Annotated in this window: 16 protein-coding genes and 1 riboswitch; all 16 genes read right to left on the bottom strand. The window is 36.3% G+C overall.

Annotated features, from left to right (window positions below):
* Window positions 1-92: 92 nt before the first annotated feature.
* The 16 genes from DOK78_RS08155 to mgtA all read right to left on the bottom strand — a co-directional run bounded on the left by DOK78_RS08155 (window position 93) and on the right by mgtA (window position 19,836).
* A complete protein-coding gene (locus DOK78_RS08155; protein ID WP_207940823.1) occupies window positions 93-437 on the bottom strand; it encodes a YlbG family protein in 345 nt (114 codons plus the stop codon).
* A complete protein-coding gene (locus DOK78_RS08150; protein ID WP_207940824.1) occupies window positions 427-852 on the bottom strand; it encodes a YlbF family regulator in 426 nt (141 codons plus the stop codon). The genes DOK78_RS08155 and DOK78_RS08150 overlap by 11 nt, the downstream gene beginning before the upstream one ends.
* Window positions 849-1,919, bottom strand: a complete 1,071-nt coding sequence (locus tag DOK78_RS08145) for a CAP-associated domain-containing protein (protein ID WP_243430554.1) — start codon at window positions 1,917-1,919, stop codon at window positions 849-851. Before DOK78_RS08145 ends, DOK78_RS08150 begins: the two co-directional genes overlap by 4 nt.
* Window positions 1,920-1,997: 78 nt before the next feature.
* The gene (locus DOK78_RS08140) at window positions 1,998-5,426 is read right to left on the bottom strand and encodes a pyruvate carboxylase (RefSeq protein ID WP_207940826.1); all 3,429 of its coding nucleotides are present in this window, start codon (window positions 5,424-5,426) and stop codon (window positions 1,998-2,000) included.
* 26 nt (window positions 5,427-5,452) lie between these two features.
* Window positions 5,453-6,619 carry an FtsW/RodA/SpoVE family cell cycle protein gene (locus DOK78_RS08135; protein WP_207940827.1) on the bottom strand — a complete coding sequence of 389 codons (1,167 nt, stop codon included), beginning with the start codon at window positions 6,617-6,619 and terminating at the stop codon, window positions 5,453-5,455.
* A 3-nt stretch (window positions 6,620-6,622) separates the two neighbouring features.
* Window positions 6,623-6,922, bottom strand: coding sequence for a YlaN family protein (locus DOK78_RS08130; protein ID WP_207940828.1), 300 nt, complete (start codon window positions 6,920-6,922; stop codon window positions 6,623-6,625).
* A 361-nt stretch (window positions 6,923-7,283) separates the two neighbouring features.
* Window positions 7,284-9,119 (bottom strand): translational GTPase TypA, encoded by a 1,836-nt coding sequence (typA, locus tag DOK78_RS08125; protein WP_207940829.1) that lies wholly within the window; start codon window positions 9,117-9,119, stop codon window positions 7,284-7,286.
* Between the two features lie 155 nt (window positions 9,120-9,274).
* Complete coding sequence (locus DOK78_RS08120) at window positions 9,275-10,051, bottom strand: inositol monophosphatase family protein (RefSeq protein ID WP_207940830.1); 777 nt, start codon at window positions 10,049-10,051, stop codon at window positions 9,275-9,277.
* 5 nt (window positions 10,052-10,056) lie between these two features.
* Complete coding sequence (locus DOK78_RS08115; protein ID WP_207940831.1) at window positions 10,057-10,332, bottom strand: UPF0223 family protein; 276 nt, start codon at window positions 10,330-10,332, stop codon at window positions 10,057-10,059.
* Window positions 10,333-10,435: 103 nt separating this feature from the next.
* Complete coding sequence (locus DOK78_RS08110; RefSeq protein WP_207940832.1) at window positions 10,436-10,807, bottom strand: YxeA family protein; 372 nt, start codon at window positions 10,805-10,807, stop codon at window positions 10,436-10,438.
* Window positions 10,808-10,932: 125 nt separating this feature from the next.
* Window positions 10,933-11,526: a DUF5052 family protein gene (locus tag DOK78_RS08105; protein WP_207940833.1), complete on the bottom strand. Its 594-nt coding sequence runs from the start codon at window positions 11,524-11,526 to the stop codon at window positions 10,933-10,935.
* Window positions 11,527-11,669: 143 nt separating this feature from the next.
* Complete coding sequence (gene lpdA / locus DOK78_RS08100) at window positions 11,670-13,076, bottom strand: dihydrolipoyl dehydrogenase (protein WP_207940834.1); 1,407 nt, start codon at window positions 13,074-13,076, stop codon at window positions 11,670-11,672.
* Between the two features lie 7 nt (window positions 13,077-13,083).
* On the bottom strand, window positions 13,084-14,694 hold the full coding sequence (locus tag DOK78_RS08095; RefSeq protein ID WP_207940835.1) for a 2-oxo acid dehydrogenase subunit E2: 1,611 nt from the start codon (window positions 14,692-14,694) through the stop codon (window positions 13,084-13,086).
* Between the two features lie 26 nt (window positions 14,695-14,720).
* Window positions 14,721-15,698 carry an alpha-ketoacid dehydrogenase subunit beta gene (locus DOK78_RS08090; protein ID WP_207940836.1) on the bottom strand — a complete coding sequence of 326 codons (978 nt, stop codon included), beginning with the start codon at window positions 15,696-15,698 and terminating at the stop codon, window positions 14,721-14,723.
* A 2-nt stretch (window positions 15,699-15,700) separates the two neighbouring features.
* Window positions 15,701-16,807 (bottom strand): pyruvate dehydrogenase (acetyl-transferring) E1 component subunit alpha, encoded by a 1,107-nt coding sequence (gene pdhA, locus DOK78_RS08085; protein ID WP_207940837.1) that lies wholly within the window; start codon window positions 16,805-16,807, stop codon window positions 15,701-15,703.
* Between the two features lie 437 nt (window positions 16,808-17,244).
* The gene (gene mgtA, locus DOK78_RS08080) at window positions 17,245-19,836 is read right to left on the bottom strand and encodes a magnesium-translocating P-type ATPase (RefSeq protein ID WP_207940838.1); all 2,592 of its coding nucleotides are present in this window, start codon (window positions 19,834-19,836) and stop codon (window positions 17,245-17,247) included.
* A gap of 174 nt (window positions 19,837-20,010) precedes the next feature.
* Window positions 20,011-20,184: riboswitch (M-box (ykoK) riboswitch) on the bottom strand.
* Window positions 20,185-20,215: the final 31 nt, after the last annotated feature.

Below are 20,215 nucleotides of genomic sequence, written 5' to 3'. Positions count from 1 at the left end.
GCTGTTCATCAGCTGCTCTCGCTCTCCTTACAGTCGGCGAATCGCAGTGATTCACAGCAAATAGGCTGGGCTTTGCAGTCCAACCTTCTTTGCTATACGTTTTCGGCTAGGCGAATTGTTGTATTTCGTTCTTCAATATCGTCTTTGTCTTCGGTTACTTGGAAGGCCGCTTTGGTGCCAATTTTTTCGGCGAAGTTCATTTCGATATCTGGACGGTGAGAAATGTCTACATTACGCACAAAATGAAGGCGTTCAATTTTTTCTCGGTTCTCTTCAACATTTTCTTCATTCACATACATCACTACATATTTCATGCGTCTTGAAACATAATGAACAAATCCGAAACGTCTTAAGTTCTTTAACTGACGCAAACTATACACCCAGACAATCAGTCCTCGTCTTTTTTGCATCGTAAATTCCTCAGTGTTAACTGACATGGCATTTCCCTCCACAACTTGATTTTGTTTCAAAGAATGGATTTCCTGTATCTACTTTAATATCGTCTGAAATACAATGGGCAATTTTTATACCCATTTCATCTAAAATTCCTTGCAGTTCTGTTTCTGAAAAGCGAAACTCAGCAACTAGCGGATGTAAATCTAATGCACGCTTTGATTTTCGCAAAGCTCGTTGCTTCTCGCGATGATCAGGTGCATACCCTCCATAAGCTGCAACACGGTCAAAAGATTCTTTTTTAGTTAAAAAGTCCGTTCTTATTCCTTGTACATCTGCATCTTCATATAAAATTTTCTTATTATCAATATATGTTTGAAATGTCTGACTTCGTTTCAAACACGTTAATAATTTTTGTACCTGGTCTTCTATTTCAAAAAATTGATCATCGTAAATCAATTGGCGTCACTGTCCTCTGTTTTATTTTCTAATTTCTGTAATAAGACTACCACATTCTCTTTTGAAAAGGCAATTCCTAAAGACTCAGGATCTTGATGCATAAAACGCGTATGTAAATACGGCGTGCTATACCACGTCAAAATAGTAAACGTTGGGTCATAAACGGGTAATTCTAAATAGACACTCGCAGTGGTTGCTGAAAATTCCTTTAGAACATCTTCCATTTCAGAGCGAGATAAGGTAAAACGGCCATCTTCGGTACCACTTTGAATTCTTTTTAATTGCTGGGTACGCTCAGTAGTTAAGAAATCTTCTGTTTTTGAGAAAAAAGAGCCCAAAATTTGTTCCCCAAGCATTTGATTTTTAGTATCTAAAATAAATTCCGGCAAACGATCATAATTTCTTAAAAATTGAAATAAGTTTTTGCTTTGCTCTTGTTTGTTTTGATTAATAATCTCCCAATCTGCATCTTCTTCCATAGTAAAACGAGACGATACTCCATCAGTTAATTGATACGGTTCAAGTTGCAATAATGTTTCTTTATCCAAGTACATCACACTATATAACGAACTCTCACCTTTTTTCTGACTAAAAAATAACATTGCGAAAGTTCCGTTATCAAAAGCGATTAATGGTCGATAATTCATATCATCTTCCATCAATTCAAACGCGATAATCTTCCCGTCATGATTAAGCGTAAAATTGGGGTAAATCATCGTAATTTTTGCTAATTCATTCATTGTCATACCAAATTGAAAGGGTGCAATATCGGTGTTTTCTTTTCCTAAAAATTTAATACTAGTGATACGATTACCTTCTGTGTTAACTTCCAAATATGTCTGATCGTCTATAAAATATTGATGAATAACAAAAGAAAATCCAGAAGAATACACCTCTTCTGGATCTCCATAAACCGTTTCGAAATCCGTTAGTTTTTGCCCTATCCATTTGGCAAACCCATCCGTCGCAATTGGTTCATAGTTCCAAGATGTCGCCGGTGGATCTCTTCGAATTTCACTTTTATTAGACGGATCAGAAGAAACATGAGGAAACCACACAGGATACATATACAACAGAAATGTACATCCTATGAAAATGACACTAAATAATATTCCTCGATGTTTCATGCTGATTCCAGCCTTTCGTTATTTTTCTGCTACTTCGATTAATAAATCTCCAGATGAAATTGGTTCACCTTCAGTAACATATACATGGTCAACTGTACCATCAAAGCGTGCTTCAATTGATGTTTCCATCTTCATTGCTTCTGTAACTAGCAATGTATCCCCACGTTTCACTTGGTCTCCTTTTTTCACTAAAACTTGTAAAACCGAACCAGACATTGTAGCACCAATTTGTTCTTTATTAGTTGGCTCAGCTTTACGCTTAGCAATAACAGTGCTCTTAATTGAAGTATCTTTTACTGAAATTTCACGACGTTGACCATTCAAGTTAAAGAACAACGTACGATTTCCTTCAATATCTGCATCACCAATCTCATCTAAACGAATAATCAAGTTTTTACCTTTTTCGATTTCAACATTGATTTTTTCGCCTGTACGCATACCACTAAAGAAAGTTGGTGTATCTAAGACTTTGATATCAGCAAATTGTTCGTAAGCTTTGCGATAAGCTAAGAAAATTTCTGGATACATCAAGTAGCTCAATACTTCATCATGTTGTGGTTCGTAGCCAATTAATTCAGCTAGTTCTGCTTTTACTTGTTCAAAATCAACCGGTTTTGCTAAAGCACCCGGACGGTCTGTATAAGCAGGACGGTCTTTGATAATAATTTTTTGTAATTTTTCTGGGAAGCCGCCAGTTGGTTGACCTAATTCACCTTGGAAGAAAGTAATTACTGATTCTGGGAAGCTAATTGTTTCACCATTTTCATAAATATCTTCTTCTGTTAAATTATTTTGAACCATGAATAGCGCCATATCTCCAACTACTTTAGAAGAAGGAGTTACTTTTACAATATCACCAAACATCATATTTACATTGTGGTACATTTTCTTAATTTCATCCCAACGATCGCCCAAACCAACTGCTTTTGCTTGTTGTTGTAAATTAGAATATTGTCCACCAGGCATTTCATGCATATAAACTTCTGTTTGAGGAACGTTCAAGCCATTTTCAAATGGTTGATAATACATACGTACATCTTCCCAATAATGATTCAATTCTTGTACATTTTCAATATTGATATCCGGTACGCGTTTGCCATTAACTAAAGCATAGTATAAACTACTCAAGCTTGGTTGACTTGTATTGCTACTCATCGCACTCATCGCTACATCGACAATATCAACGCCTGCTGTTACTGCTGCAGAATACGTGATAATTCCGTTACCACTTGTATCATGTGTATGCAAATGAATTGGCACATCTACAGTATCTTTTAACTCGCTAATTAATCGATAAGATGCTTGTGGTTTCAATAAACCTGCCATATCTTTAATCGCAATCGTATGTGCACCTAATGCTTCCAGCTCTTTTGCCATATCTTTATAATACTGCAATGAATATTTCGGTCTAGAAGCATCATTAATGTCTCCAGTGTAACAAATTGTTGCTTCAGCAATCTTACCTGCATCACGAACTGCTTGAATACTTTTTTCCATTTGTGGAATCCAGTTTAAGCTATCAAAAATACGGAAAACATCAATTCCTTGATGTGCTGCTTCATTGATAAATTCAACTAAGACATTATCTGGATAATTTGAATAACCGACTGCATTTGAACCACGGAATAGCATTTGCAATAACGTATTAGGCATTTTCTTACGTAAGATACGTAATCTTTCCCAAGGATCTTCTGTTAAGAAACGATAAGCAACGTCAAATGTTGCTCCACCCCACATTTCACTTGAGAATAATTGTGGCATTGCTTCTTCTGTTTTACCAGCAATTTTCGCTAAATCATGTGTACGAACACGAGTTGCTAATAAACTTTGATGCGCATCACGGAATGTTGTATCTGTTAATAAAACATTTTTTTGTTCTTTAATCCATTCAACAACAGCATCTGCACCTTTTGCATCTAAAATATTTTTAGCAGTTACTAGATTTTCCACTCGCTCTAATTTTTTAGGCATACGTGGTTCATCAAAGAAACGTTTTGTTTGTTTTTCAATTCCAGGGAAACCATTCACTGTGATTTCACCGATATATTTCATTGTTTTATTTCCACGGTCACGTGTGCGTGGGAATTCAAACAATTCTGGTGTTGTATCGATGAAAATTGTTTTTGCATCACCTGAACGGAATTGTGGGTGGCGAACAACATTACGCATAAATGGAATGTTTGTTTCTACCCCACGGATACGGAATTCTTTCAAGCAACGTTCCATTTTATCAATTGCTTGTTGGAATGTTGAACCATGCGTACAGACTTTTACTAATAAAGAGTCAAAATACGGTGTTACAACTGCTCCAGCATACGCATTACCTACGTCTAAACGCACACCAAAACCACCTGGTGAACGATACGTATCAATTTTACCTGTATCTGGCATAAATCCGTTTAATGGATCTTCTGTAGTTACACGACATTGAATGGCTGCACCTTCAAAAGTAATTTTATCTTGAGTCGGAATACCGATTTCTGTGTGTAAGTTTTTGCCTTGAGCAATTAAAATTTGTGTGGTTACGATATCAATGTCTGTAATCATTTCAGTAATTGTATGCTCTACTTGAACACGCGGGTTTACTTCGATGAAATAGAATTTATCGTCTTCAACTAAGAATTCTACTGTTCCAGCATTAACGTAATCAACATGTTTCATTAATTGAACTGCAGCATTACAGATTGCCGCACGTTGTTCATCATTTAAGGAGACACATGGAGCAACTTCTACAACTTTTTGGTGACGACGTTGAACCGAGCAATCGCGCTCAAATAAGTGAACAACATTTCCATGAGAGTCCCCTAAAATTTGTACTTCGATATGCTTTGGATTACCGATATATTTTTCAACATATACTTCATCACTACCAAAAGCTGCTTTCGCTTCACTTTTCGCACGTTCATAACCATCACGTGCTTCTTTTTCATCATGAGCCACACGCATTCCGCGTCCGCCTCCGCCAAGAGCTGCTTTAATCATAACTGGATAGCCATGATTATTGGCGAATTCTAAAACATCTTCAACGGTTTCAACTGGACCATTTGACCCAGGAATGGACTGAATACCTGCTGCAATCGCTGCCTCTTTGGCTTTAATTTTATCACCAAAAATATCTAAATGATGTGGTGTAGGGCCAATGAAAATAATTCCCTCTTCTTCACAACGTTTAGAAAATTCTAGGTTTTCTGATAAGAAACCATAACCTGGATGAATCGCTTCAGCGCCTGATTCTTTTGCAACACGAATAATATCTTCAATATCTAAGTAAGCATCAATTGGGCGTTTGCCTTTACCGACTAAATACGCTTCATCTGCTTTAAAACGATGAACAGAATATTCATCTTCCTCTGCATAGATTGCTACTGTTTTTATTTTTAATTCCACACACGCTCGAAATACTCGAATCGCGATTTCTCCACGGTTAGCAACAAGAATTTTTTTCATTAAACCACTCCTCTTTCACTTCAATATCAATAATTTAATTGATAATTTTTTTTCTTTTCATCCGCACTAATATTCAATACAAAACCAATACAGATAGAGAATATCAGTAAACTGGAACCACCCTGACTGATAAACGGAAACGTAATCCCAGTTAAAGGAATAATTCCCGTAATTCCACCTAGGTTGATAAATACTGAAATTAAGAACAATGAGCCAATTCCTATACACATCATAGAATTGAACGCATCATTCGAACGAATGCCAATTAATATGATACGCGCAATCATATAAAATAGTAAGCCTAAAATAATGATTGCTACAATGAGACCTAATTCTTCCACAACAATTGAAAACGCAAAATCGGTGTGGGCGAATTTTAGGAATCCTTTTTTCTGTATACTGTTACCAAGTCCTCGCCCTAACAGTCCACCATTAAACATCGCATAGTATCCATGAATTAATTGGTGACCATTTCCAAACTCATCACTAAATGGGTTACGGAAAACTGCAAAACGAGAAATAACGTGTGCTGGTAAAAAGTATTTTCCGACAAGATTGACTAAAGTGACCATTAAAACACTGCCTACTACGCCAATAATACCGGTATATAATGTATAGAGATAATTTACGCCACTACTTAATAACATAATCATCACTAACAATACAATAACTGCTGCGTTCCCAAAATCAGGGTAAAATAGAATAACAGCAATTTGAAACCCAATAACCGCTAGCAAACCTTTTACACTTGTCCAAAAATCTTCATGAATCATTTGTTGTCGTTGTGCCAAATTAGTTGCTAGAAACCAAATTACAATAAATTTTAGAAATTCTACGGGCTGAATGGTTCCTAAGCTTCCTAGCTTAATCCATCCATACGCTCCGTTTGTCGCTTCCTTATCGAACAAAAAAACCACAAATAACGATACAGTAACTATGGTCATTACTATTTGTATCAGTTTTTTATTTTTTAAAAAATCAGTTTTCATTTTGTAAACAACAAAAATAGTAAATAAACTTAACAACCAAAAAGCAAATTGTAACAATGCTTGACGGGTTGTATTCTGCCCACTTTCTAACATAACATAGGTTGTTGTACTGTAAACCATCATTAATCCAACAACGCTTAAAATAAGATATGGGATTAGGATGCCTAAGTCTAACAGATGCCGTTTTTTTATCTCTTTAGGCAAGTTCTAAACCTCCTTGCCTATTTCATTTGCTCTGGTTTCCTCATATACTTCATTGTATAGTTGATTCAAATCTTTTTCTAAATCACTTAATAATTGTTGACCTATTTCATTCGATACAATTCCCAAGCGAATAGCGTATGTGACTTGTCTTGACAAACCGTACATTTGAGTATCTACAACTTCTTCAAAAGCTTTACATTGAGAAATACATAAGCTATTTTTTTGATTGCGAATTAACATACGAATACGATCCGCTTCTTGTACAAGAAGCTCTAATGCTAGTTCTGGAGAAATAGATTCCATTTCCGCTCCCTCCTATCTTTCGTTTCATTATTATAGCACAACTTTATATAGAATTGGATGTTTCAAATCACGAAGTTTTAACAAAAAAATGAAAAAAACGAACAAAAACTCTATAAATCTTGTTTTTTTAAGAAGTTCAAACAAAAATTCACTATATTTTTTTAATTTATTCGCTTTTTTTATGAACGTATGTTCCGTTCGTGAAACACACAAACAATATGAAACATTCTATCGCTTTCTATTTTAACTAAAAAAAACAAAACATTGCTATATCAACTTTTTATTTATTTAATTCTTAAAGTTTCCCACAGATTTACAAAAAAAGCCATCGAAAATTATTCGATGACTCTTTTTAATAAAATTATTCAGCTTTTTTCTTTTTCTTCGCTGCTTTTTCACGTTCGTTCTTGTTTAAAATTTGTTTACGTAAACGAATGCTTTCTGGAGTTACTTCACAATATTCATCATCATTCAAGAATTCTAAAGATTCTTCTAAAGATAAAATACGTGGTTTTTTGATTACTGACGTTTGATCTTTATTAGCCGAACGAACGTTAGTCATTTGTTTTGCTTTTGTAATATTAACTGTCAAATCATTCTCACGAGAGTTTTCTCCAACAATCATACCTTCATATACTTCCGTTGTTGGTTCAACAAAGACAGTTCCACGTTCTTCAATACTCATGATAGAATACGTTGTGGCTTTTCCTGTATCGATTGAAACTAACGCACCATGATGACGTCCGCCGATTTGAGTTGGAATCATTGGTAAGTACTGATCGAATGTGTGGTTCATAATTCCATAGCCACGTGTCATTGATAAAAATTCATTTGTATAACCAATTAATCCACGAGCTGGTGCTAAGAAGACAAGTCTTACTTGCCCATTTCCTGTATTAATCATATCCTGCATTTCTGCTTTACGCATACCTAATGACTCAATAACTGACCCCATATATTCTTCTGGTGTATCAATTTGTACACGTTCAAATGGTTCACACTTCACACCTTCAATTTCACGTTCGATAACTTCAGGGCGTGATACTTGTAATTCATAGCCTTCGCGTCGCATATTTTCAATTAAGATTGATAAATGCAATTCACCACGACCAGAAACAGTCCATGAATCAGGTCCAATCGGTTCAACACGCAAAGATACATCTGTTTGTAATTCTGACATTAAACGTTCTTCAATTTTACGAGAAGTGATATATTTACCTTCACGACCAGCAAAAGGAGAGTTATTTACTAAAAATGTCATTTGTAATGTCGGCTCATCAATGTGCAAAATTGGTAACGCATCTTGATGGCTAGCTGGTGTTACTGTTTCCCCTACGAAGATATCTTCCATACCAGAAACGGCAATTAAATCACCCGCTTGTGCTTCTTGAATTTCAACTTTTTGTAAGCCAAAGAAACCAAATAATTTTGTTACACGGAATTGTTTAACAGAACCGTCTAATTTCATTAAGGCTACACTATCTCCAACTTTAATTCTTCCACGGAATACACGACCGATTCCGATACGTCCCACGTAATCATTGTAGTCTAATAAAGATACTTGGAATTGTAACGGTTCATCACTGTTATCAACTGGAGCAGGAATGTTTTCTACAATGGTATCAAAAATTGGTGCCATTGTTTTTTCTTGATCGGCAGGGTCATCTGATAAACTAGATGTTCCATTTAATGCTGATGCATAAATAACTGGGAAATCTAATTGATCGTCATCTGCGCCTAATTCAATAAATAATTCTAACACTTCATCTACTACGTGTTCTGGACGAGCAGAAGGTTTGTCGATTTTATTTACAACAACGATTGGTGTTACACGTTGTTCTAAAGCTTTTTTCAATACGAAACGTGTTTGAGGCATTGTTCCTTCGTAGGCATCTACGACTAATACTACACCGTCTACCATTTTCATGATACGTTCCACTTCTCCACCAAAGTCCGCGTGTCCAGGAGTATCCATGATGTTGATACGAGTTCCTTTATAATCTACAGCAGTATTTTTTGCTAAGATTGTGATTCCGCGTTCTTTTTCAATGGCATTGGAGTCCATTGCACGTTCTTGTAATTGTGTACGCGCATCCAATGTATCGGATTGTTTTAATAATTCATCTACTAATGTTGTTTTACCGTGGTCGACGTGGGCAATAATAGCTACGTTTCTAATATCTTCTCTATGTTTCAATTTTATTTGCTCCTTTTAATTTGGCTTTACACTTGACGAGTAATTATAACAAATAATCTTTCTGAAAACTAGTGAAAAGTTTTCAGTTGAACGTTTTTTTTCAAAAAAAGAAAAACTTCAAAGTTACCGTCACCTAACTTTGAAGTTTTTATCTCTTAATCATCGTTTTGTTGCGATAAGGCTAGCATTTCTTCATATGCACTTGGCGTTCCTGCTAAAAATCGTTCACGTCCGTCTAGTTTTAATTTTCTACCAGTAATATGGCTCATTTTCATTCCTAATGCCTCGATTAACACGCCACCAGCAGCATAGTCCCACGGTGCTAAATTAGATACATAGCCAACTCGACGACCTAATGCCATTCCCATTAATTCTAAACCAGCGCAACCAGACATTCGTACGCCCATTGCTCGATCACCCATAATTTGGGCATTATGACTGTTTCTAGCATACATTGCTGCATTCATTCCTAATAAACCGTCTTTTAAAGAAACATTGGCTGGTTGAGGCACACGTTCTTCGTTCAAGAACACACCGATATCGCGACCACCCCATAGAAGTTGTCCTTTTATAACATCATAGATAAAACCTAAAATCCCTTGACCTTCTTCGTAAACAGCCAACATAATACAAAAATTTTCACGCTCCAAAACAAAATTCATTGTCCCATCAATTGGATCAATAATAAACACTCGACCATTCCATTTATTCAGATGGTCTTGTCCATTTTCTTCTCCTAAAATTTTAGCTTTTGGATCAAAAGCTAAAATTTTCTGTGCAAAATAAGTTTGTACTATTTTATCCACATTGGTTACTAAATCTTTTCGTTCGCTTTTTGTATCGACAGTTAAGGCATCATCGAAAAGTGCCGTTTTAATCATTTCGCCGGCTTCTGTCATCCAATACTTAATTTCACTAATTAATATTTGCATGATGGTTATCCTTTCATTTTCAATTTACCAGTAGCATTATTTTTTGCTTCTTGCAATGTTCGATACAGTGAATAACCGGATAATTCTTCAAACTCTCTCCCTAAACGACGTTCTTCACCAATACTGCGAACAACTGTTTTAAACGCTTGATGGGTCTTTAAAAATTTTTCAGTAGGTATTCCTTTTTCATAGGCTTGCTCCAAAGCATCCCACATGTTCATGACTAAGACCATTTCATCAGTGGTCCAGTCTAGGTTCAAAGGATATTGATACTCTCTCATATAGTTCCCTCACTTTATTCTCTTCTCATTCAGTTTATCATAGATATCCTAGGAGTAAAACACTTGTCTTAAAAATGAAAAAAAGCTGATTTTCTCAGCTTTTTTACTCTAGTTTTTCTAATACGTTTTTTGGAACATCTTCCTTAGCTACTTCTTCATACGTTTCAACATGAGCACCTTTGTTAGTTAATTTTAAATAATGTCCTACTTTTAATTCTGAAATACCATTAAAGGCAATTGGTCGAGTTTTTCCATCTTCATACACTGCGATTTGTTCATAATATGCTGTTCCATAGCCATTCACACTATCTGCAGCTTTGGTTTTCACATACACGTGTCCTTCTTTAACTAGAGGATTTAGTTGATCCAAAATCCCCGCAAACTCATTCGCTGAATTTTTAGTATAGAAGGTTAAAGCAAATAAGCCTCCCACCATTAATAAAATAACTCCTCCGATTTTCGCAATTAATTTCATCTTTCTTTTCCTCCGTCTTTCATTTGATAACTTTATTTTAATAGAAGAAAAGAAATTATTATTCAGTCTATAGGCCGAAAAATTTCTTACGGTTTTGTCACTCAAATCGATGAATAAACACTGTTTTATTCTAATAATGCTAAATCATAAATTGTATAATCACAACGATAAACAAATAAGTATTGACCATCAATTAATAACCCCGTACTTTTGGGGACATCTGTTTTATACAACGAAACATTATTTCCTCCGTATGTGGCTAATGGTGTACCATTTTGACTACGAATTAAAACAACTTTTTCTTTACCAACAAATGAATTTTTAAAATCATTTACTAATGAATTTATGACTGGTACACCTCGTTGAATAGTTTGAGCATCAACTGTTTGAGCATAATCATCAAAAATATTTTCTAAACCTTTTTCAGCAATAATCATAGATGAACCTACATGGTGCATTTCTTTAGTACCAATTGTAATTTGAATCACAGAAGAATCTTTCGTTTCAGCATCCGTATCAAAAGTAGAGTCACGTTCAATTAAAATTGATTTACCAGTAATTTGATCAATTAGCTGACTTTGTTCATCATAGGTCTGAATCACCATTTCTAATCCCTTGAAACTTTCTTCAAAATCTTTAAACCACATTTTAATATCTTGACACCCCGATAAAAATATTACCCAAAATACCATTACTGCCATCAATCGCTTTTTTTTCATTTTTTTCTCCTTTATAAAAATAAAATTATTTAACTTTACTATAATTGAATAATTTTATTTATTCATCCGCCTAGAGAACGATTACACTTATAATTACAGACAAAAAAAGAGCTATCTAAAACGATAGCTCTTCATTATTCATCTTAAGCGTGAATTGGTAGACCTAATGCTAATTCTGAAGCGTCCATTACGATTTCACCTAATGATGGGTGAGGATGGATTGTTAATGAGATATCTTCTGCATTCATACCTGATTCGATAGCTAATGCTAATTCAGAAACCATATCTGAAGCGCTGATACCTGCAACTTGAGCTCCGATAAGAACGTGACCTTCAGTAGTAGCAACTAAACGGATAAATCCTTCAGTTTTACCTAATGATAATGCACGACCGTTACCAGCAAATGGGAATTTAAATGCTTTAGCATCAATTCCAGCTTCTTTTGCTTCTGCAATTGTCATACCTACTGAAGCTAATTCAGGATCAGTAAAGGCCACAGCTGGCATTGCTTTATAATCAACTGCTACTTTTTTACCTGAAATTGCTTCGGCAGCAATTTTAGCTTCATAGCTTGCTTTATGCGCTAAAGCAGCACCTGGAACAATGTCACCAATAGCGTAGATATTTGATACATTTGTACGGCATTGTGCGTCAACGTTGATTAAACCACGTTCACCAATTTCAACACCAGCTTGCTCTAAGCCCATGTCATCAGTGTTTGGACGACGACCTACAGTAACCATTACGTAATCAGCAGTGACTTCTTCTTCTTTGCCATCTACTGCATATTTAACAGTTACGCTATCTCCATTGTCAACAGCTTCTTTAGCCATTGCACTAGTAATAACAGTCATGCCTTTTTTCTTGAATTCAGCTTCAACAATTTTAACCATATCTTTTTCATAAGTAGGTAAAATTTGTGGTGAACCTTCAAGAATTGTTACTTCCGAACCCAAGTTAGCATAAGCGCCACCTAGTTCAGCACCGATAACTCCGCCACCGATGATCACTAATTTTTTAGGAACTTCAGTTAATGCTAAACCACCAGTTGAATCAATTACGCGTCCAGCAAATTTGAAACCAGGGATTTCAATTGGACGAGAACCAGTTGCTACAATCGCATTTTTAAATTCATACGTTTGTGCAGAATCAGGATGGATAACACGTAAAGTGTGATCATCTACAAAGAAAGCTTCTCCTTCAATGATTTCTACTTTATTTTTTTTCAAAAGCATACCAACGCCAGAAGTTAATTTGTTAACAACGCCATTTGTTTTCCACTCTTGAGTTTTTGCAAAGTCTAATGTTACATTCTCTGCAGACACACCAAACATTTCTGAATGTTGTGCTTCTTGATAATGATGTCCAGCAGCGATTAACGCTTTTGAAGGAATACAACCAACGTTTAGACATACGCCACCAACGTTTTCTCTTTCAATAATCGCTACTTTTTGTCCCATTTGAGCAGCACGGATGGCAGCTACATAGCCGCCAGGTCCCGCACCGATTACTACTGTATCTAATTCTAAGGCAAAATCTCCAACTACCATTTGTTTATCATCCTTCCATTAATAGTAACTCTGGATCTGCTAACAAACGTTTGATGTTATTCATAGCTTGTTGAGCAGTTGCGCCATCAACGATACGGTGGTCGAAGCTTAATGATAATTTCATCATACGACCTACTACGATTTCGCCTTCTGCATTGACAACAGGTTGTTGAGCAATTGTACCTACACCTAAAATTGCTACTTCAGGGTAGTTGATTACTGGTGTGAACCAAGCTCCACCAACTGAACCAATGTTACTGATTGTAACTGTACCGTTACGCATATCTTCTGCAGCTAATTTACCTTCATGAGCTAAAGCAGCTTTTGCATTGATTTCATCAGCGATTGCAAATAGACCTTTACGATCAGCATCTTTAACGTTTGGTACGTATAGACCGTTCGCAGTATCAGTAGCAATACCGATGTTGTAATAGTTTTTGTAAACTACTTCTTGAGAAGCATCATCAATTGATGCGTTCAATACTGGATATTTCTTCATTGTTGCAGTTAATGCTCTAACAACATATGGTAAGAAAGTTAATTTAGTATTTTGAGCGGCAGCAACGTCTTTAAATTTCTTACGTTGATCCCATAGTTTAGAAACTTCTACTTCATCATGTAAAGTTACGTGTGGAGCAGTGTGTTTGCTGTTAACCATTGCTTTAGAAATTGCTTTACGCATTGGTGTTAATTTTTCACGAGTTTCTAATTCGCCCAAGTTAGATTGGTATGGTTTTGCTGGTTCTGCTTTTTCAGCTTTCACAGCTGGTTTTGCTTCTTCTGCTGGAGCTGCTGCTTCTTGTACTGGAGCTGGAGCAGATGAACCACCAGAGATAAAGCTTTGGATATCTTCTTTTGTTACACGTCCACCTTTTCCAGAAGGTGTAACTAAAGTAATATCAACATCGTTTTCACGAGCAAATTGACGTACAGATGGCATAGCTAATACGTTTTTGCTTGGTTTACCAGTAGGAGCCGCTGCTTCAGCTGGTGCAGATGCAGGCGCTGCTGCTTCTGGTGCTGGAGCTGACGGAGCCGCTGCAGGTGCATTGTTATGTCCAGGTGCGTCGATTTCAACTAATACGTCACCAACATTTGCTACAACGCCTTCTGCTACAACAACACGTACAACTGTTCCTGTAACTGGTGATGGAATTTCTTCCACTGATTTATCATTTTGTACTTCTAATAAAGTATCGTCTTCATTAATAGTATCGCCGGCTTTTACAAACCATTTAACGATTTCGCCTTCTGCAATTCCTTCACCAATATCTGGTAATTTGAATTGGAATACGCCTTGACCGCCAGCTTCTGGTAATGCTGCTGGAGCTGCTGGTGTTTGTTCTTGAGCAGGAGCTGCTGGAGTTTCGTCTTCAAAACCTGGTGCGTCGATTTCAACTAACACGTCACCAACGTTTGCTACAACACCTTCTTCTACAAGAATGCTTTTAACTGTTCCTGTAACTGGTGATGGAATTTCTTCCACTGATTTATCATTTTGTACTTCTAATAAAGTATCATCTTCATTAATAGTATCGCCTGGTTTTACAAACCATTTAACGATTTCGCCTTCTGCAATTCCTTCACCGATATCCGGTAATTTAAATTGAAATGCCATGTTTGATATCTTCCTCTCTTATGATCTTAGAAGTTTGCGATTTCTCTTACTTTTGCTTCAATATCTGATGCATTAGGTAACCAAGCATTTTCAGCTTGACCAAATGGGAATACAGTATCTGGAGCAGATACGCGTCCGATTGGAGCTTCTAAAGAAAGGATCGAACGTTCAGAAATTTCAGATACTACTTGAGCAGCTACACCTGCTTGTTTTTGAGCTTCTTGAACAACTACAACACGGCCTGTTTTTTCAACAGATGCAATGATAGTTTCAATATCAAGAGGAGCTACTGTACGTAAGTCAACAATTTCAACGCTGATATTTTCTTTTGCTAAGTTATCAGCAGCTTTGATTGCTTCACGAACCATTGCGCCATAAGTGATGATAGAAATGTCAGTACCTTCACGTGTTACAGCAGCTTTATCCAAAGGTACTGTGTAAGATTCTTCTGGCACTTCTTCACGGAATGAACGGTAAAGTTTCATATGCTCTAAGAAAACAACTGGATCGTTACTTCTAATAGCAGAAATTAATAATCCTTTTGCATCATATGGATTTGATGGAATAACCACACGGATACCAGGAGATTGAGCAATCAATCCTTCTAAGTTATCTGAGTGTAATTCTGGCGTATGAACTCCACCACCAAATGGTGAACGGATTGTGATTGGCAAGTTTCTTGTGCCACCCATACGGTAACGAGTACGTGCCATTTGAGCTACAACTTCATCCATTGCTTCAAATACGAAACCGAAGAATTGTAGTTCTGGAACAGGACGGTATCCTTCTAAGGCTAATCCAAACGCTAAACCAGCAATACCTGATTCTGCTAATGGTGTATCGAATACACGATCTTCACCAAATTTTTCTTGCAAGCCTTCAGTTGCACGGAATACTCCACCGTTTTTACCAACGTCTTCACCAAACATCACTACGTTTTCATCGCTGGCTAACTCACAAGCTAGGGCATCAGTGATTGCTTGAATCATTGTTTTTTGTGCCATGATTATTTCGACTCCTTCGCTTCGTAAATTTCAATTTGTTCTTTAATGCTTTGTGGTTGATCTTCAAACATATTTTTCAAGAAATCAGAAACTTTTTGTTTTGGAACTTTATCAGCTTCAGCAATCGCTACTTTGATTTCTTCTTTTGTTGCTTCAATTACTTCTTCTTCTTTAGCTTCAGACCATAGTCCTTTAGCTTCTAAATATTTACGGAAACGAACCAATGGATCTTTTGCAGTCCATTCATCGTCCATCTCTTTAGAACGGTAACGTGTTGGATCATCACCAGATAATGTATGTGGACCATAACGGTAAGTTAATGCTTCGATTAATACAGGGCCGTTACCAGCAACTGACCAATCACGAGCCATTTTAGATACAGTGTACATTGCTAATGGATCCATACCATCAACTTGGATACCTGGGATACCAGCAGCTACTGCTTTTTGAGCTAAAGTTGTTGCAGCTGATTGTTTGTCACGAGGTGTAGAAATCGCAAATCCATTGTTTTGAATAAAGAATACTGCGTTTGCTTTATACGCACCTACAAAGTTAATACCTTCATAAAAGTCACCTTGTGAAGAACCACCATCACCTGTATAAGTGAATGCTACATTTTTCTTACCGCGCATTTTTAATGCTAAAGCAACACCAGCTGCTTGAACATATTGTGCACCGATAATAATTTGTGGTGGTAAAGCTTTCAAATCTTCTGGGTAGTTGTTACCAGCTACGTGGCCACGAGACCATAAGAAAGCTTGAGTTAAAGGTAAACCATGTTGGATTAATTGAGGTACATCACGGTATCCTGGTAATAATACGTCTTCTTTTTCAAAAGCAAAATGACTTGCTAATTGACTTGCTTCTTGTCCAGCTGTTGGAGCAAAGAAACCTAAGCGACCTTGGCGGTTTAAAGCAGTTGAACGTTGGTCAAGGACACGAGACCACACCATACGAGTCATTAATTCAACTAATTCCTCATCACTTAAATCAGGTACTAAAGCTTCGTTTACAATGTTTCCATCTTGGTCTAATGCCTGATAAGTTGGAAATTGAGCATCGACATTTTCTAGCAGTGCTTGAAAGTCAATTGTTTTTTTCTTTGCCATCTTGTCACACTTTCCTCTCTTTGTTAGGTTAATTCTTGTATATGATAGATTGTAACAGCGATTCTCTTCTGTATCACTTGTCGGAATCATTTACAGTTAATAAGCTATCATTTTTACAAGAGAAAAACAAGTAAAAAGTTTGCAATTCTTTTATTTTGTTTCTTGCCAATCCTTATTATACTAACTTTTTCTCGTGAAATCAATCACATTCAGAAAAAAGCTTTTTTAAAAGTAAAGCGTTTCCCATATGTAACAATCTATATTAGTACAGATTAAAACACCACACGAAACAGCCCACATAATTTAGAGGGAATTTTTAAACTTTCTCTATCTTTATCTTCTAAAATAAACATCAAAAAATGAGAATAATTACACCAAATAAAGGGCAGAAAAACTCTCTAAAACAAGAGTTTCTCTGCCCTTTTAGACATTTTATTTTATAACCATTCTTTGGTCAATCGAATATAAAAGCGTTTAGCAATTTCTACTGATAAAAGATAAGTTATAGTAATACAGATAAAACCCAACCAATACTTTGCTGGTAAATCAGTAAAGCTAAAATATTCTTTCATAGGCGATAAAACAAGTAAGATACCCGCAAGAATAGCTATTAAACTAGCAATAATCACTGGGAAGGATGCACGACTTTGAATGAACGGCACTTTTTTTGTTCGTACAATATGCACAACAAGTGTTTGAGTCACTAAACCAACGACAAACCAACCCGTTTGAAAAACTGCTTGATCTGCTATTGTATTTGCACCAATGATGTACCACATCATCAAAAAGGTTAAAATATCAAAGACACTACTTACAGGGCCAATACATAACGTGAATTTTAATAATCCCCCTACTTGCCATTTAACTGGCTTAGCAATCTCCTCTTCATCAACAGAATCCCAAGGTATCGTTAATTGCGCCATATCATAAATTAGATTTTGTACGAGCAATTGAATGGATAGCATAGGTAAAAAAGGTAGGAAGGCACTCGCAACTAAAATTGAAAACACATTGCCAAAATTAGAACTGATAGTAATTTTGATATATTTCATCATATTGCTAAAGACTTTTCTACCTTCAACTACACCTTTATCTAGCACGTTCAAACTTTTTTCTAACAAAATAATTGAACTGGCATCTTTAGTAATATCCGCAGCAGTATCTACAGAAATCCCTACATCTGCTGTTCGTAAAGCTGGTGCATCATTGATTCCATCGCCCATAAAACCAACTGTATGTCCTTCTGCTTGCAACGCTTGAATAATACGTGATTTTTGCATAGGGTTTAATTTTGCGAAAAGATTTGTTGTTTCCGCAGCTTCTGCTAACTCTTCTGCAGACATAGAATCAATATCTGCCCCTAACAATGCATGACTTACTTCAATACCAACATCACGACACACTTTTTCTGCGACTACTTCATTGTCACCAGTTAAAACTTTGACTGCTACGCCATGATTATGAAGTGATTTGATTGCTGTGACTGCGGATTCTTTTGCAGGATCAAGAAATCCCATAAAACCAATTAATGTCATTTCTTGTTCATCTGCCACAGAATAAATTGCTTCTTGATGTGCATCTTTTTTGACGGCGACAGTCAATACACGCATCCCTTCTTCATTCAAACGACGGTTCACCTGACGCAGACGTTTTTTCAACGTGTCTGTTAATGGTTGTACCTCACCATCAAGCATAACATGAGAACAAATTTCCTCCATTTCCTCAACAGCACCTTTTGTAATCATCCATTGATGGTTATCTGCATTCACTACTACGGTTAAACGACGACGAGAAAAATCAAATGGAATTTCATCTACTTTAATTACTTCTTTAAATGGTAGCTTTTTTTCTTTTTCATCAAAATAATTGATAACAGCAATGTCCATTAAATTCTTCCACCCTGTTTGATAAGAAGAATTTAAAAACGCCATTTCCAAGACTGTTTCGTCATCTTCACCTAACGGATTTAGATGTTGAACTAACACGACACGGTCTTCGGTGATTGTACCTGTTTTATCTGTACACAAAACATCCATGCTTCCTAGATTTTGAATCGAAGGCAGTTCCTTAACAATGACTTTTTCCTTTGCTAAAGTCATGGCACCTTTTGCTAAATTACTGGTAACAATCATTGGTAACATTTCAGGTGTTAACCCCACTGCAACTGCAATAGCGAAGAAAAACGCTGAGCTCCAGTCACCTTTTGTTAAGCCATTAATCAGAAAAACGATTGGGAATAACACAAAAACCATTCGTAATAATAATTTACTAATTTGAGTTAAGCCTGTATCAAATGTTGTTTTCCCTCGTTGCTTGGTCGCATTTTTAGCAATATCTCCAAAAAAAGTATGTTGTCCTGTTTTTAAAATAATTGCTTTTCCTTGACCACTTAAGACATCTGTTCCCATGAAAACTAAATTGTTCATATCTAAAGCTGAAATAGATTGCTTTACTTGAATTCCTGCGTCTACAAACTTTTCAATTGGCATTGACTCACCAGTCAAAGAAGATTGATTAACAAATAAATCATTCGTCCAAATTAATACCGCGTCAGCTGGAATCATATCACCCGTTGCTAACGTAACAATGTCACCTGGCACAACTTCATCCATCGGGATTTCTTTTGTTTGTCCGTTTCGTGTCACAGCGCACGTATTTTCGATTAGTTCTTTCAATTCTAAACTCGCCTTTTGTGAACGATACTCTTGAATAAAAGAAATCGTTGCACTTGCCGTAATCATAACTGCCATAACAATTGCTGCTTCATAGTCTCTCGTTGCTAAGGAGACAATCATTAATAACGCTAGCACTAAAACAAATGGATCGCGAAAAGCGTGCAGAAAAATTAACCATCCTGGTGTGGGTTTCTCTGCATCGATTTGATTTAAATCAAATTCTTCTAAGCGTTTTGTGGCATCTTCTGCAGAAAGTCCATTTAAGGATGTTCGTAATTCCATAAATAACTCTCGATCTGACAACATTGCTAATTTTTTTAGTTCTTGTTCTTTTGTTTGTGGTTGTTTCAACATATTTTCTTCCTCCTAGTTTTGTCTAGGAGTTTATTCCTAGACAATTAGTTTTTTAGATTCCTCTCGGGTGCGGGGTGATCCATAATAAACCTTCCTTTCTGTCTAGTGAAGATACATTTTCAACATAATAAAAAACGCATACTCAACAATGAGCATGCGCCTACTTAGTAGCTAATTCATAGTCATCGTTGAGCTTTAGCACTATAGGGCGTAGACAAATGATTATTTGTCAGCTACGTTATGAATAACCTTCAACGATTATTCTTGTTATACCAAACTAAGGGTCTCTCGATCCTTTCGCGGCAGTAGCCTATGTCCATATAGGAGCCTCACCTAACAATTATTTTATTTTTTACGAAAACTTTCGTCATCCTTCATA

The sequence above is a fragment of the Enterococcus sp. DIV2402 genome, from assembly GCF_017426705.2.
Taxonomy (GTDB): Bacteria; Bacillota; Bacilli; order Lactobacillales; family Enterococcaceae; genus Enterococcus_F; species Enterococcus_F lowellii.
Note: the sequence above shows the minus strand (reverse complement) of the source record. Positions and strands in the feature narration are given on the sequence as shown.

Bases quoted from the DNA above. Each gene is read 5' to 3' on its own strand.
- DOK78_RS08145 (WP_243430554.1), bottom strand. From the start codon at position 1,919: ATGTATCCTGTGTGGTTTCCTCATGTTTCTTCTGATCCGTCTAATAAA.
- DOK78_RS08090 (WP_207940836.1), bottom strand. From the start codon at position 15,698: ATGGCACAAAAAACAATGATTCAAGCAATCACTGATGCCCTAGCTTGT.
- pdhA (WP_207940837.1), bottom strand. From the start codon at position 16,807: ATGGCAAAGAAAAAAACAATTGACTTTCAAGCACTGCTAGAAAATGTC.
- lpdA (WP_207940834.1), bottom strand. From the start codon at position 13,076: ATGGTAGTTGGAGATTTTGCCTTAGAATTAGATACAGTAGTAATCGGT.
- DOK78_RS08105 (WP_207940833.1), bottom strand. From the start codon at position 11,526: ATGAAAAAAAAGCGATTGATGGCAGTAATGGTATTTTGGGTAATATTT.
- DOK78_RS08155 (WP_207940823.1), bottom strand. From the start codon at position 437: ATGTCAGTTAACACTGAGGAATTTACGATGCAAAAAAGACGAGGACTG.
- DOK78_RS08140 (WP_207940826.1), bottom strand. From the start codon at position 5,426: ATGAAAAAAATTCTTGTTGCTAACCGTGGAGAAATCGCGATTCGAGTA.
- DOK78_RS08095 (WP_207940835.1), bottom strand. From the start codon at position 14,694: ATGGCATTTCAATTTAAATTACCGGATATCGGTGAAGGAATTGCAGAA.
- DOK78_RS08120 (WP_207940830.1), bottom strand. From the start codon at position 10,051: ATGCAAATATTAATTAGTGAAATTAAGTATTGGATGACAGAAGCCGGC.
- DOK78_RS08130 (WP_207940828.1), bottom strand. From the start codon at position 6,922: ATGGAATCTATTTCTCCAGAACTAGCATTAGAGCTTCTTGTACAAGAA.
- DOK78_RS08110 (WP_207940832.1), bottom strand. From the start codon at position 10,807: ATGAAATTAATTGCGAAAATCGGAGGAGTTATTTTATTAATGGTGGGA.
- DOK78_RS08115 (WP_207940831.1), bottom strand. From the start codon at position 10,332: ATGAGAGAGTATCAATATCCTTTGAACCTAGACTGGACCACTGATGAA.
- mgtA (WP_207940838.1), bottom strand. From the start codon at position 19,836: ATGTTGAAACAACCACAAACAAAAGAACAAGAACTAAAAAAATTAGCA.